The 13,316-nt window shown below is 71.2% G+C and carries 12 protein-coding genes; 6 read left to right on the forward strand and 6 right to left on the reverse strand.

Annotation, left to right across the window (positions count from 1 at the left end; genetic code table 11):
* Nucleotides 1-110 precede the first annotated feature (110 nt).
* The gene (locus C3942_RS10400; protein ID WP_104230325.1) at nucleotides 111-593 is read left to right on the forward strand and encodes a YajQ family cyclic di-GMP-binding protein; all 483 of its coding nucleotides are present in this window, start codon (nucleotides 111-113) and stop codon (nucleotides 591-593) included.
* Between the two features lie 42 nt (nucleotides 594-635).
* Here C3942_RS10400 and C3942_RS10405 read toward each other — a convergent pair whose 3' ends face one another.
* From C3942_RS10405 to C3942_RS10420, 4 genes are all read right to left on the reverse strand, one after another.
* Nucleotides 636-1,544: an alpha/beta fold hydrolase gene (locus C3942_RS10405; RefSeq protein ID WP_104230326.1), complete on the reverse strand. Its 909-nt coding sequence runs from the start codon at nucleotides 1,542-1,544 to the stop codon at nucleotides 636-638.
* A 116-nt stretch (nucleotides 1,545-1,660) separates the two neighbouring features.
* Nucleotides 1,661-2,566 carry a 5'-nucleotidase gene (locus C3942_RS10410; protein ID WP_104230327.1) on the reverse strand — a complete coding sequence of 302 codons (906 nt, stop codon included), beginning with the start codon at nucleotides 2,564-2,566 and terminating at the stop codon, nucleotides 1,661-1,663.
* A gap of 7 nt (nucleotides 2,567-2,573) precedes the next feature.
* Nucleotides 2,574-3,716, reverse strand: coding sequence for a serine/threonine-protein kinase (locus tag C3942_RS10415; RefSeq protein ID WP_104230328.1), 1,143 nt, complete (start codon nucleotides 3,714-3,716; stop codon nucleotides 2,574-2,576).
* A complete protein-coding gene (locus C3942_RS10420; RefSeq protein ID WP_104230329.1) occupies nucleotides 3,713-4,789 on the reverse strand; it encodes a hypothetical protein in 1,077 nt (358 codons plus the stop codon). Before C3942_RS10420 ends, C3942_RS10415 begins: the two co-directional genes overlap by 4 nt.
* Nucleotides 4,790-4,934: 145 nt before the next feature.
* Here C3942_RS10420 and C3942_RS10425 point away from each other — a divergent pair, with 145 nt between their 5' ends.
* Nucleotides 4,935-9,326 carry a DEAD/DEAH box helicase gene (locus C3942_RS10425; RefSeq protein WP_104230330.1) on the forward strand — a complete coding sequence of 1,464 codons (4,392 nt, stop codon included), beginning with the start codon at nucleotides 4,935-4,937 and terminating at the stop codon, nucleotides 9,324-9,326.
* On the opposite strand, the gene C3942_RS10430 is transcribed toward C3942_RS10425, so the two are convergent.
* Nucleotides 9,307-10,599: an Ig-like domain-containing protein gene (locus tag C3942_RS10430; protein WP_104230331.1), complete on the reverse strand. Its 1,293-nt coding sequence runs from the start codon at nucleotides 10,597-10,599 to the stop codon at nucleotides 9,307-9,309. The two genes, C3942_RS10425 and C3942_RS10430, sit on opposite strands and share 20 nt — an antisense overlap.
* Entirely contained in the window at nucleotides 10,600-10,755 is a 156-nt protein-coding gene (locus C3942_RS22270) for a hypothetical protein (RefSeq protein ID WP_165797412.1), read from the reverse strand.
* A 189-nt stretch (nucleotides 10,756-10,944) separates the two neighbouring features.
* On the opposite strand from C3942_RS22270, the gene C3942_RS10435 reads away from it, so the two are divergent.
* From C3942_RS10435 to C3942_RS10450, 4 genes are read left to right on the forward strand one after another with little or no spacing between them, the layout of a single operon-like run.
* Nucleotides 10,945-11,922 (forward strand): hypothetical protein, encoded by a 978-nt coding sequence (locus C3942_RS10435; protein WP_104230332.1) that lies wholly within the window; start codon nucleotides 10,945-10,947, stop codon nucleotides 11,920-11,922.
* Nucleotide 11,923: 1 nt separating this feature from the next.
* Complete coding sequence (locus tag C3942_RS10440) at nucleotides 11,924-12,475, forward strand: GTP-binding protein (RefSeq protein ID WP_243393572.1); 552 nt, start codon at nucleotides 11,924-11,926, stop codon at nucleotides 12,473-12,475.
* Nucleotides 12,468-12,863 (forward strand): roadblock/LC7 domain-containing protein, encoded by a 396-nt coding sequence (locus C3942_RS10445; protein ID WP_104230333.1) that lies wholly within the window; start codon nucleotides 12,468-12,470, stop codon nucleotides 12,861-12,863. Before C3942_RS10440 ends, C3942_RS10445 begins: the two co-directional genes overlap by 8 nt.
* A 28-nt stretch (nucleotides 12,864-12,891) precedes the next feature.
* Nucleotides 12,892-13,251 (forward strand): hypothetical protein, encoded by a 360-nt coding sequence (locus C3942_RS10450; protein WP_104230334.1) that lies wholly within the window; start codon nucleotides 12,892-12,894, stop codon nucleotides 13,249-13,251.
* Nucleotides 13,252-13,316: the final 65 nt, after the last annotated feature.

Here is a 13,316-nt window from a genome sequence, read left to right on the forward strand (position 1 = left end):
GCAACCCGGCCATGCCGGCATTGAGCCAGGTCAATGCCGGCGATGCGCTGACATCCCTCCACGATTCAACGATACTCCGCAGCCATCGCCGCTACCCTGCAGAGCCGCCCATGCCCTCCTTCGACATCGTCTCCGAAGTCGACAAGCACGAACTGACCAATGCCCTGGACCAGGCGCGGCGCGACCTGGACAACCGCTACGACCTGCGCGGCACCAATGCCCGCATCGAGCAGGACGAGTTCGTCATCACGCTGTTCTCGGCCAACGAATTCCAGCTCAAGCAGCTGCTCGAGATCCTGCACCGGCGCCTGGCGGCGCGGCATATCGACCTGCGCAGCGTGGAGGAAGGCAAGGTGGAAACCAACCTCGCCGAGGCCCGCCAGAAGGTCACGATCAAGCAGGGCATCGAGCAGGCCCAGGCCAAGAAGCTGGTGGCGAAGATCAAGGAGTCCAAGCTCAAGGTGGACACCCAGATCACCGGCGACAAGCTGCGCGTGGTCGGCAAGAAGCGCGACGACCTGCAGACGGTCATCGCCCTGCTGCGCAAGGCCGATACCGAACTGCCCCTGCAGTTCGAGAATTTCAGGGATTGAGAAGGGGCCGGCGCCGCAGCGGCGCCGGCCTGTCGCTTGCGGCTACGCCGCGCGCGCGGCGTTGGCGCTGATCAGTTCCGCCCAGCGCGGCATCAGCGGCAGCGCGAAGTCGTGCCCCATGCCGGGGATCAGCTCCAGCTTCGCCCCGCGGATCAGCCGCGCGCTGCGCTGGCCGCAGGCCGGCCGCAGCAGCGGGTCCGCCAGACCGTGCACCACCTGGGTCGGCGCCACGATCTTCGGCAGCAGCGGCTCGATGCTGCCGGTGGCGACGATGGCATGCACCTGGCGCGCGTGGCCGGCGGGCCGGAAGGCGCGGTCGTAGGCGCGGCCCACCAGGCGCACGCGATAGTCCAGCGGCGTGGGGTAACCCGGGCTGCCCACACGCCGCAGCATGGCGGTGGAACGGCGGATCACGTCCTCGCGCGTCCGCGGCCGCGGCCCGATGCCGGCCATGCGCCACAGCACGTCGAAACGCGCCGCCGGCAGCCGCGGGTCATTGGTGCTGGACATGATCGAGGACAGGCTCAGCACGCGCTCCGGGTAACGGGCGGCGACGATCTGGCTGATCATGCCTCCCATCGACACGCCCACCAGGTGCGCCCGGGTGATGCCCAGCGCGTCGAGCAGGCCCACGGCGTCGTCGGCCATGTCATGAAGGCTGTAGTTGGCCTGGGCGGGCCGGCCGAAGCGGCTCAGCAGCCAGTCGCGCGGCAGGTTGGCGGCGATGCCGCGATCGGCGTCGCCGGACAGCCCGGCGTCGCGGTTGTCGAAACGGATCAGGCGGAAGCCACGCAGCACCAGCCGCTCGCAGAGCGCGTCAGGCCAGTGGATGAGCTGGCCGCCGAGTCCCATGACCAGGAGCATCGGTTCGCCGTCCTGCGGTCCCGCCTGCTCCCAACTGAGTTGCAGCCCATTGACGCAGGCGCTGCCGGCGGACCAGCACAGTTTCATTTCAGTTTCGTGTCCTTCCCGTGAATTTTTCGGGGAACGGACAGTAGCAAATCGGTGGCGGCCGAACATGACAGCCGACGAACGGTACCCGCACCGACGCGAAGGGTCGGCAGGCCCTAGCGCAGGTTGGTGACGCCCGCCGCGACGTGGCCGGTCGGCGCTGCCAGCGCCGCCGATTCGCAATGCGTGATCTGGTCGTCGAAGAAGAAGTCCGGACCGAATTCGCGCAGGAACGGCCCCTTGGAGAGGCCGCCGAGGAACATGGCCTCGTCGATGGCGATGCCCCAGTCCATCAGCGTGCGGATCGCACGCTCGTGGGCCGGCGCGCTGCGCGCGGTCACCAGCGCCGTGCGCAGGCGGATCGGCACCGCCTCCGCGGCCGCGGCCTGCAGGCGCTGCAGCGCCACCAGCAGCGGCTTGAACGGACCGGCCGGCAAGGGCCGCGCGGCGTGGGTGCGCTCATGGTTCTGGAAGGCGTCGAGGCCGTTGGCCTGGAACACGCGCTCCGCCTCGTCGGAGAACAGCACGGCGTCGCCGTCGAAGGCGATGCGCAGTTCGCCGGGATGCCGGTCCGCCTCCACCACCGAGCTGCTGAACACGCGCGCCGCCGGGAACCCGGCGTTGAGCGCCGCGCCCACGTCCTCGGCATGGGCGGACAGGAACAGCTGCGCGCCCAGCGGCTTCAGGTAATGCCAGGGCGGCTGGCCGCGGGTGAAGACCCCGCGCTCCAGTTGCAGGCCCGCGGCCTTGGCCGAGCGGAACACGCGCAGGCCGGAGACCGGATCGTTGCGCGACAGGATCACCACTTCCACGCGGTGCTGGCCGTCGCCGTTGAAGGCCAGCAGCTTGCGCACCAGCGGGAAGGCCACGCCGGCTCGCGCCGGCTGGTCCAGCCGCTGCAGCTGCAGGCGCGTGTAGGCGGCATCGCCCTGCTCGTCGAACAGGCGGTTCTCCTCCTCGAAGTCGAACAGTGCGCGCGAGGACAGCGCGACCACCAGCTTGTCGTCGAGCGTGACGCCCATGGGTTTCCTATGCGAACAGCAGGGCTAGCGATGCCAGCAGGCCGGCCGCGCCTATGGCAATGGCCAGGCGCAGGTCGGCGTCGCGCCACAGGCGATCCGGTCCCTGCGGCGGGCGCGGGCCCGGCTGCCCCGGGCGCTGCGCCGGATCGGTGGCGACACAGCGGTACAGCGCGGTGACGGAGTCGAAGTCCGGCGACAGCGGCCAATAGGCGTCCACGCCGGTGACCGCGCCGGGAACGGCGGCGACGCTGGCGGCGGCCGGCTGCACCGCCTCGGCGACCGGGCGCAGCGGCTCGAAGCCCTTGCGCAGCGTGGTCAGACAGGCGCGCAGGTCGGCGGCCAGTTCGCGCGCACTCTGGTATCGCACGGCGCTGGCCTTGGCCATGGCGCGTTCGACGATCTGGTCCACCACCTCGGGCACGTCCTGCATCAGCGTGCTCGGCGGCGGCGGGGAATGCACGGCGATCTTGTGCCAGAGCTGGCGGGTGTCGGGCGCGTCGAAGGCCGGGTGGCCGACCAGCATCTCGTAGATCACCGAGCCCAGCGAGAAGATGTCGGAGCGGTGATCCGTGGGGCGGCCCACCACCTGCTCCGGCGACATGTAGCGCGGCGTGCCGAACACCACGACGCGTCCGGCGCCCTGGCCCTGGGCGGGCAGCTGCGGCTGGCGCAGGCTGGCGATGCCGAAGTCCATGATCTTGGCGTGGCCGCTGCGCGACAGCATGATGTTGGCAGGCTTGATGTCGCGGTGCTCCACGCCGTGGTCGTGCGCGAAGGCCAGGCCCTCGGCAATCTCGGCAGCCAGCGTCAGCACCTCGCGCAGCGACAGCCGCGACTGCGCCAGGCGCTGGCGCAGGTCGATGCCCGGCAGCAATTCCATCGCCATGTAGGCGAGGTCGCCCTCGCGGCCGAAATCGTAGACGGTGACGATGGCGGCATGCGCCAGGCGCGCGGCGGCGCGCGCCTCCTCGGCGAAGCGTGTTTCGTAGGCCTGGCGCTGCGCCGCGTCGCCCGGCAGCAGGATGGTCTTGACCGCCACCGTGCGGTCCAGCAGCGGGTCGCGGGCCTCGTAGACCACGCCCATGGCGCCACGGCCCAGTTCGCGGACGACCTGGTAGCGGCCCAGCTGTGCGATCGGGGCGCCGGTCATCGCTTGCCCTTCTTCTTGGCGGGTGCCGGGGGCTCTGGCGGTTTCTCCTCCACGAACCGGTACTTCACGCGCAGCTGCTGGCCGGGCTTGGGCGACAGCTTTACCGACAACGGCGGATAGGGATCCAGCCGCACTTCCAACTGGTAGTCGGCCAGCGGCTCCAGCTGCAGCTTTTCCAGCCCCGGGATCAGGCCCCGCGACTCGCCGTCGATGAAGACCTCGCCGCCCGGCTGGATGTCGAACAGCAGCGTCGCCTCGGGCAGGAAGTCATGCCGGATCACGTGGCGCTCGCCGGCTTCCAGGTCCAGCTTGCGGCGCAGCGGCTCCTGCTCGCCATGCCAGATCACGACCCGATGGCTGCCCGGCTTGAGCTTCAGCTCACGCAGCGGCGGCGTATCCCCGATCCGCTCGCCGTCGACCTGGACCTCCCCCTGCGGCTCGATCTCCAGGACCAGCACGGCCGGCCGCACCATCAGTTGCCGGCCGCCCAGGGCCAGCAGCAGCAGGGCCAGCGCAAATCCGCCGGCGATCGCCAGCAGGCCGCGGCGGCGCTGCGCCGGCGTGCGCGGGCCGGGAGCGAACAGTTCCTGCCGGTACTTGCCGGGGATCACCCCCGCCGGGGCCAGCAGCGTCGCGCGCTCCGGCGCACGGCCGGCCAGGGCGTCATGGAAGGCACGGGTCACCCGCAGCTCGGCCTGGGGGGCGAAACCGGCGGCCATCGCCGCCCCGCCGATGCCGTCGCCGATCATGCCGACCACCGCCTCGCCCTCGGCCACCGGCAGCACCGGGCCATGGTCGATGCCGACATGCAGCGGCAGCTCCTCGGACTCCTGCAGGCAGCGCTCCGCCGCCTCCAGGGCGCCGCGCGGATCGTCGAACACCACCACCAGCAGGCCATCCGGGCTTTCCAGCACCACGCGGTCGGACAGCGTCAGCCCCTGCAGCGCCCGGCGCGCGCAGGCCACGAGCTGGCCGCGCAGGCGCGCCTGTTCCGGCGCGGATTGCGCAGCGAATTCGGCCAGATGCAGATACAGCACGCTGGCCAGGACAGGTGGCAGGCTGGAGTCGTTCATGGACCTTGGGAATCCCCGGCCCCGATTCTAGCGGCAGCCGGGCCCGGGGACAGCCGCAATCTGCAATGCCGGCGGATCAGCCGCCGCCGACACCCCTCGTCGGAAAACCTGCCGGGACCGCCGCCGCAGCCGCTACACTGGCCCCATGCAACAGCATCTCCCCCTGCACCGCGCCGGACCGGTCGCGGAGGGTCCCCTGGCCGGCCTGTTCCACCCGGCCGTGGCCGACTGGTTCACCGAAACCTTCGGAATCCCCACCGAGGTGCAGCGGCGGGCCTGGGAAGTCACCGCGCGCCACCGCCATGCCCTGATCGCCGCCCCCACCGGCTCCGGCAAGACCCTGGCGGCCTTCCTGGCCGCGATCAACGACCTGGTGGTGGAAGGCATCGAACGCGGCCTGGCGGACGAGGTGCAGGTGCTCTATGTCTCACCGCTCAAGGCCCTGTCCAACGACATCCAGAAGAACCTGCAGGCGCCGCTGGAGGGCATCCGCCGGCGCGTCCGCGCACTGGGCCTGGGCGAACTGTCGATCCGCGACGCGGTGCGCACCGGCGATACACCATCCTTCGAACGCGAGCGCCAGCGCCGCGCGCCCCCCCACATCCTGGTCACCACGCCGGAATCGCTGTTCATCCTGCTGTCCTCCGACTCCGGTCGCGACATGCTGCGCAATGTCCGCAGCGTCATCGTCGACGAGCTGCACGCCATGGCCGGATCCAAGCGCGGCGCCCACCTGGCGCTGTCGCTGGAACGCCTGGAGGCGCTGTGCGCGAAGCCCCCGGTGCGCATCGGCCTGTCGGCCACCCAGAAGCCGATCGCCACCATGGCGGAACTCCTGGTTGGCGCCCGCGATACGCCTTGCGAGATCATCGACACCGGCCACGTGCGCCGCCGCGACCTGGCCCTGGAGGTGCCGCTGTCGCCGCTGACCGCGGTGATGGCCAACGAGGTCTGGGGCGAGATCTATGACCGCCTCGCCGAGCTGACGAAGGAGCATCGCACCACGCTGATCTTCGTCAACCAGCGCCGCATGGCCGAGCGCCTGGCGCGCCACCTGGCCGAGCGCATCGGCGAGGAGCACGTCACCGCCCACCACGGCAGCCTGGCCAAGGAGCATCGCCTCAAGGCCGAGCAGCGCCTCAAGAACGGCCAGCTCAAGGCCCTGGTCGCCACCGCCTCGCTGGAACTGGGCATCGACATCGGCGACATCGACCTGGTCTGCCAGATCGGCTCGCCGCGCTCGATCAACGCCTTCCTGCAGCGCGTCGGCCGTTCCGGCCACGCCGTGCGCGCCACGCCCAAGGGCCGGCTGTTCCCGGTGTCGCTGGACGACCTGGCCGAATCCGTGGCGCTGCTGGACAGCGTCAGCCGGGGCGAGCTGGACCGCGTCGCCATCTTCCAGCAGCCGATGGACGTGCTGGCGCAGCAGATCGTCGCCGAGGTGGCCAGCCGGGAATGGGGCCTGGAGGAGCTGCACGCGCGCTTCCGCCGCGCCCTGCCCTATCGCGCGCTGACGCTGGAGGCCTTCGAGGGCCTGGTGCGCATGCTGGCCGACGGCTACAGCACGCGCCGCGGCCGCCGCGGTGCCCTGCTGCACTACGACGCCGTCAACCGGATGCTGCGCGGCCGCCGCGGCGCCAAGCTCACCGCCGTCACCAACGCCGGCGTGATCCCCGACCAGTTCGACTACGAGGTGGAGCTGGCGCCCGAGGGCCTGCGCGTCGGCACGCTGCACGAGGATTTCGCCTTCGAAAGCGTGCCCGGCGACATCGTGCAGCTCGGCAACACCTCCTACCGCATCCTCAAGGTGGAGACCGGCCGCGTCATCGTGGAGGACGCCAGGGGCCAACCACCCAGCCTGCCGTTCTGGCTCGGCGAGGGCCTGGGCCGCAGCGAGGAGCTGTCGCTGGCGGTGTCGCGGCTGCGCGCCACGGCCGACCGCATCCTGGGCGAAGGCAGCGTCGAGGACTGCCGCGACTGGCTCATGCGCGACCATGCGCTCGGCCCGCCGGCCGCGCTGCAGCTGGCCAACTACTACGCCGCCGCGCGCATCGCCCTGGGCCTGCTGCCGACGCGGGAGCGCATCGTCTTCGAGCGCTTCTTCGACGAGGTGGGCGACACCCACCTGGTGATCCACGCACCGCTGGGTTCGCGCATCATGCGCGCCTGGGGCCTGGCCCTGCGCAAGAGCTTCTGCCGCCAGTTCAACTTCGAACTGCAGGCCGCGGCGCTCGACGACTCCCTGGTGCTGTCGCTGGGGCCCACGCACAGCTTCCCGCTGGAGGACGTGAAGGGCTTCCTGCACGCCGCCACCGCGGAAGAGAAGCTGGTGCAGGCCGTGCTGCAGGCGCCGATGTTCGGCACACGCTGGCGCTGGACCGCCAGCACTGCCCTGGCGGTGGCGCGCAACCGCAACGGCAAGCGCGTGCCGCCGCAGTTCCAGCGCAGCGACGCCGAGGACCTGCTGACCCACGCCTTCCCCGACGCCGTCGCCTGCCAGGACAACCTGCCGGGCGACCGCGAGATGCCGGATCACCCCCTGGTACGGCAGGCCATGTCGGACTGCCTGCACGAGGTGATGGACGTGGACGGCATGGTGGGCCTGCTGCGCCGCATCGAGACCGGCGCGGTGGAAGTGGTCTGCCGCGACCTCACCGCGCCGTCGCCGCTGTCGGAATCCATCCTCAGCGCCAAGCCCTATGCCTTCCTGGACGACGGTGCCGCCGAGGAGCGGCGCACGCTCGCCGTGAAGACCCGCGGCGTCTACGAGCCGGAGAGCGCCGCCGACCTCGGCCGGCTGGACCCGGCGGCGATCGAGCAGGTGCGCGGCGAAATGCGCCCGGCGGCCGTCAACGCCGACGAACTGGCCGACGCGCTGGTGGTGCATGGCTTCCTGACGGCGGGCGAGATCCGGCAGATGGGCGCCGCGGGCTGGGCCGAAGAGCTGATGCGGCAGCGGCGTGTCGCGAAGCTGCGTCCGTATGCCCGCGGGAGCGGCTTCGGCCGAGATTCGGAGTCGATCGCGGCTGAAGCCGCTTCCGCAAGAGACGACGACGCTTTGTGGGCCGCCGCCGAGCGCCTGCCCGAGTTGCGCGCCCTGCTGCCCCGGGCCCGCGTGGAGGGTGATGCCCCCTCGCTGGCGGCGCCGCCCGATCCCGACCAGGCCCTGCACGAACTGACCCGCAGCCGCCTCGAAGCGGTGGGCCCGGTCAGCGCCGCCGAACTCGGCGCGCCGCTGGGCCTGTCCGCCGGTGCCATGGCCATACCCCTGGCGGCGCTGGAAGCCGAGGGCTACGTCATGCGGGGCGATTTCGAGGGCGCCGGCGAAGAGCAATGGTGCGAGCGCCGCCGCCTGGCACGCATCCATCGCTACAGCCGCGACAAGCGCCGCGCCGAAATCCAGCCGGTGTCGCCGGCGGCCTTCCTGCGCTTCCTGTTCGACTGGCAAGGCCTGGCCGGCGGCGAGCGCCGCGAAGGCGCGCCCGCGCTGGCGCTGGTGCTGTCCCAGCTCGAGGGATTTCCGGCTGCCGCCAGCGCCTGGGAGTCGGAGATTCTGCCCTCGCGCATGCATCACTACGAACCCGCCTGGCTGGACCAGCTCTGCGCCACGGGCCGGACCATCTGGCAGCGCCTGCCCAGCGGCGACGGCAGCAACCGCAAGGCGGCACCGGTACGGGCCACGCCGATCGTGCTGCTGCCGCGCGAGCAGGCCGCGCACTGGCAGGCCGCGGCCGATCACGACCCCGACCTCTCCGGCGCCGCCCACGCGGTGCTCGACGCGCTGCGCACCCACGGCGCCTCCTTTTTCGTCGAGCTGGTCGCCGACTCGGGCCAGCTGCGCAGCCAGGTGGAACAGGCCCTGGGCGAACTGGTGAGCCATGGCCTGGTCACCTCCGACGGCTTCGCCGGCCTGCGCGCGCTGATCGCCCCGGCCGAGATGAAGGCCCGGCGACTGCGCCGCGGCGGCCTGCAGGCCGCCTTCGCCAATCTCGAAGGTGCCGGCCGCTGGTCGCTGGCAAGGCCGCGCCGCGCGGCGGAGACGCCGGAGCCGGAGGCGCGCGCCGAGCACATCGTGCGCGTGCTGCTGCGCCGTTACGGCGTGGTGTTCCGCAAGCTGCTGGAACGCGAGCCCTCGCTGCCGCCCTGGCGCGAGCTGTTCTATCTACTGCGCCGCCTGGAAGCGCGCGGCGAGGTGCGCGGTGGGCGCTTCGTCAGCGGCTTCTCCGGCGAGCAGTTCGCCTTGCCCGAGGCCGCCGGCAGCCTGCGCCGCCATCGCGAGGACGCCGACGCCGCGCTGGTCACGATCTCCGCCTGCGACCCGCTGAACCTCACCGGCATCCTGCTGCCGGGCGAGCGCGTGCCGGCCACGCCCGGCAACCGCGTGCTGTTCCGCGGCGGCGTGCCGGTGGCCTGCCGGGTCGGCGGCGAGACGCGCTATCTGGCGCAGGCCGACATCGGGCTGCACGGTGAATGGAAGAGCCGCCTGGTGCGCCGCGTCGATCGCAGCGGGGACGCCGCTACGGCGGCGAAGCCGTGACGAAGCTGAAGCTGTACGGCCGCGCCAGCGCCACGCCGCGGTAGTCCCTGGCCTTCGTCGTCACCACCGCGGTGTAGCGCTCGCCCGGGCGCAGCGGTTCCTGCAGGCGCAGCTTCACGGCATTGGCGTAGTCGCGCTGCCAGCTGCCCGCCTCCACCACGCCCTTGACGCGGCGACCCTTGTCGTCGAACAGGCAGAACGTGCCCGGCAGCTCCAGGCTCGCCGGGTCCATGCTGCTGCTGAAGAACACGTGCAGCCAGCGGCTCTCGGTCCAGGACTCGCGCGCCGGCTCCAGCACCACGTCCAGCGCGCCATGGCCGGGGTAGCTGCCGATCACGGCCGGCGGCAGCGGCCGGGCCGGATCGCCGGTCAGCAGGTCCCAGAGCTGGCGGTACATGCCCGCCACGGCGTAGCCGCTCTGCACCACCCCGCCCGGCGCGGTGTAGTAGTTGGCCGCCGCCCAGGGCATCTGCAGGCGCATGCGCGTCACCTCCAACGGCGCGGCGACGCTTTCGGCTTGCACCAGCACGCGCGTGAAGAGGCTGCCGCGCTCGATGGCCTGGGCGTTGACGCCCTGCTCCGGACGATTGCGCCGGTAGACCTCCACCAGGTCCGAGGTCGGCGGGAATACCAGCGTCGGCGCGTTCAGCACCAGGCGCCGCTCGGCGATGTTGACCATGTCCATCGCGTATTCGATGGCGTTCATCGGCGTGGCGCCGTAGATCTGCTTCAGCGGATCGAGGATCGCCGCCGGCAGCTGCGGCACGAGCTGGCCGATCCATTCCACCGAGTTCGGCGTCTCGCCGCGGTGGCGCACCTCGGGCTCGAACTGCGCATCCCAGGTCTGGTCGGTGAAGCCGTGCGCGGCATTGCCGAAGGCGAACGCGATCAGGTGGCCGCAGCGGTCGGTCAGCAGGTTCAGGTCGATCAGGCCCAGCGGCGGGCGCCGCAGGATCGCCGCGCGGACTTCGCCGCTGCAGCCGGTCTCTCGCAGGTACTGGATGAACTGGATGGTGAAATCGCCCCAGTGCGCGCGCTCCGCCATGTCGCGGTCGGCCGCCACCAGCGCCCCGGAGCCGTAGCCGCCGTCCGGGAAGATCGCGCCGGCCAGCAGCGCCGGGCGATGCGCCGTGAGGATGGTCTTGAGCGCTCCATCCTCCAGCGCGTCGCGGCCGAAATCCGCCATCGAGGCATGGGTGGCCATGCCGGCGGCCTGGACGGAACCCAGGGACAGGAGCAGCAGCAAGGCGATCAGGCGCATCGGAATCGTCATTCAGCAGCAGCCGTCTTCCAGCCGGCGCACGCGCTCCAGCTCGGCACGCGCCGCCGCCTCGGCATCGTCGCCCTGGGCGGAGGCACCGGGTGCGTCGGAGGAGTGGCAGGCGGCCAGCAGGGCCGCCGCCAGGAACAGGGCGGCAAGGCGGGTCATCGGCGCAGTCTGGTATGGGCGGGTGTCGCCAGGATGACGGGGCCCGCGCGGGATCGTCACTGGGAAAGATGGCTCCGCCCCCCGGATGCCTGTCGTCGTTTGCAAACGACCTTCCATCCGCCTCCATGGCCAGTTGCACACAAGCTCCGTGTAAGTTTTGTCCTACAACATCAATAAGAGACGGCTTACATGTCAGCCCAAGTCCCCAAGGCCCGCAAGATCACCTGCATCGGTTTCGACTGGCGCGCGGAGGTTTCGCTGAAGGAAACCCTGGCGCTGCTGCGCGGCAAGACCCGCGAGGCCTGGCAGTACAGCGACGAGCTGACCGCCGACGTGGTGGTCTACGAGACCCATAACGTCTTGGCCCAGGCCATGGTCCGCCGCAGCGCGGCCGAGAACACCGGGCGGGTGTTCTTCCCCTCCAGCAGCGAGGACGACAGCGTCCTGACGCTGCGCTATCCCTTCGGCGCCAGCCGCCTGGTCGCCTGCCTCGACAGCGCCTCGCTGCAGCTCCAGGGCCGCGTGCCGGCGACGGAACAGGCCGAGGCCCCGAGCCTCTGCCAGCGGCTGGATGACGCGCTGCGCGCGCCCGGCACGCTGGCGGTATCGATCCGCGCCGGCGACCAGCAGGGATGGCTGCGGCTGCCGGAACGGGAGCTGCACTGGTCGCAGCCGCTGGGCGTCGACGAGATCGCCGGCCTGCTGTCGGGTGAGGTCGAAGTGGAAGCCCTGGGGCCGACCGAAGGCGCCGCGCTGCGCCGGCTGGAAGCCGCCGCGCGCCACCCGGCCCCGGCGGAGGGGCTGCTCTGGGCCATCGGCATCGCGCGTTCCAAGGGCTCGCTGCTGCCGCGCCTGGACATCGCGCGCCCCTGCCGCCTGCGCCGCTGGCCCGATTTCGGCGCCATCGGCCGCCGCAGCCTCGACATCCGCTGCGCCTCGCTGCTGACGCAGCGTGAACTGGCCCCCTCGCACCTGGCGATGATGGCCGGCATCCCGCTGGGAGTGCTGGGCAATTTCCTCAATGCCTGCGCCCTGGTCGGCGTACTGGAGCCCGGCAAGGCGCTGCCCGCCGCCGCCCCGGCACCGCAGGCCCATGCGCTGCCCCAGGAATCCGGCCTGGGCAGCGTTCTGCGTCGCATCCGCACGGCCCTGGCCATCGGGCAATAACGTGCGCGAGTACAAGCTCCTGTTTGCCGGGCCGATGGGCGCCGGCAAGACCACCGCGATCGCCGCCATCAGCGATGCCGCGCCGGTGCGCACCGAGGCGGTCAACAGCGACCGCGTGCAGCACTCCAAGGAGCTGACCACGGTCGGCTTCGACTACGGCGAGATCGCGCTCGACGGCGGCGACCGCCTGCGCCTCTACGGCATGCCGGGCCAGGACCGCTTCGACTTCATGTGGAAGGTGGCCAGCGAAGGCGCGCTGGGCGTGGTGCTGCTGTCCGACAATTCGCGGCCCGAGCCGCTGAAGGACCTGGCGCTCTACGTCGAGTCCTTCCGCGCCATGGCGGAGCGCGGCGCCATGGTGATCGGGATCGGGCGGCTCGGCTCGGGCCACACCAGCGTCGAGTCCTACACCGCCTGGCTGGCCGGACAGGGCCTGTCGCTGCCGGTGTTCACCGTCGACGTGCGGCGCCGTGACGACGTCCTGCTGCTGCTCGACGCCCTGCTCTACCAGATCGAGGCCGCCCGTCTGCTGGCGGACACGCCCCATGCTTGACGATACCCAGCTCGAACCCATTCCCGCGCACTTCGGTGGCGCCCTGGACCGCCTGCTCGCCACGGTGCCCGCACTGACCGGTGCCGTGCTGTCGCGCAGCGACGGCTTCGAGGTGCTGAGCCGCACGCGCGCCGAGGTGCCGGTGTCGCGCCTGTCGGCGCTGTCCAGCTCGATGGTGGCCCTGAGCCAGGCCGCGCTGCGCGAGGTCGGCATGCACGGCGGCGGCGGCAGCGTGCTGGTGGAAGGCCAGGACGGAAAGCTGCTGCTGCTGGAGGTGCCGCTGCGCGGCCAGCCGATGGTGCTCGCCGCCATCGGCGGGCCCGACCTGATCACCGGAACCCTTCTGTGGGCCGCCCGCGACTGCGTGCGGCAACTGATCCAACCCTAAACCCCCGAAAACAACGGAGTACAACAAGATGAGCAACCTTCAAGAATCCCTCGACAGCTTCCTCGGCCTGGACGGCGGCTTGTGCAGCGCCCTGGTCGATGCCAACAGCGGCATGATGCTGGGCCAGTCCGGCAGCGGCGTGGACCTGGAGCTGGCCGCGGCCGGCAACACCGAGGTGGTGCGCGCCAAGCTGAAGACGATGAACTCGCTGAAGCTCAACGACAAGATCGAGGACATCCTGATCACGCTGGGCAAGCAGTACCACATCATCCGCCCGGTGGCGTCCAAGCCCGGCCTGTTCTTCTACGTGGTGCTGGACAAGACCAAGTCCAACCTGGCCATGGCCCGCCGCAAGGTGCAGGACGTGGAAGCCGCGCTCTCCATCTGAGCGCTGCAGCGTTGGGAGAAGGGGCCTGGCTCGCGCAGGCCCCTTCTTCTTTCCCGGCCCAGCTT

Origin of the sequence: Solimonas fluminis (assembly GCF_002930645.1) — a bacterium.
Lineage (GTDB): Bacteria > Pseudomonadota > Gammaproteobacteria > Nevskiales > Nevskiaceae > Solimonas_A > Solimonas_A fluminis.

Coding starts and splice junctions, on each gene's coding strand:
- C3942_RS10400 (WP_104230325.1), top strand. CDS start 111: ATGCCCTCCTTCGACATCGTCTCCGAAGTCGACAAGCACGAACTGACC.
- C3942_RS10405 (WP_104230326.1), bottom strand. CDS start 1,544: ATGAAACTGTGCTGGTCCGCCGGCAGCGCCTGCGTCAATGGGCTGCAA.
- C3942_RS10410 (WP_104230327.1), bottom strand. CDS start 2,566: ATGGGCGTCACGCTCGACGACAAGCTGGTGGTCGCGCTGTCCTCGCGC.
- C3942_RS10415 (WP_104230328.1), bottom strand. CDS start 3,716: ATGACCGGCGCCCCGATCGCACAGCTGGGCCGCTACCAGGTCGTCCGC.
- C3942_RS10420 (WP_104230329.1), bottom strand. CDS start 4,789: ATGAACGACTCCAGCCTGCCACCTGTCCTGGCCAGCGTGCTGTATCTG.
- C3942_RS10425 (WP_104230330.1), top strand. CDS start 4,935: ATGCAACAGCATCTCCCCCTGCACCGCGCCGGACCGGTCGCGGAGGGT.
- C3942_RS10430 (WP_104230331.1), bottom strand. CDS start 10,599: ATGACGATTCCGATGCGCCTGATCGCCTTGCTGCTGCTCCTGTCCCTG.
- C3942_RS22270 (WP_165797412.1), bottom strand. CDS start 10,755: ATGACCCGCCTTGCCGCCCTGTTCCTGGCGGCGGCCCTGCTGGCCGCC.
- C3942_RS10435 (WP_104230332.1), top strand. CDS start 10,945: ATGTCAGCCCAAGTCCCCAAGGCCCGCAAGATCACCTGCATCGGTTTC.
- C3942_RS10445 (WP_104230333.1), top strand. CDS start 12,468: ATGCTTGACGATACCCAGCTCGAACCCATTCCCGCGCACTTCGGTGGC.
- C3942_RS10450 (WP_104230334.1), top strand. CDS start 12,892: ATGAGCAACCTTCAAGAATCCCTCGACAGCTTCCTCGGCCTGGACGGC.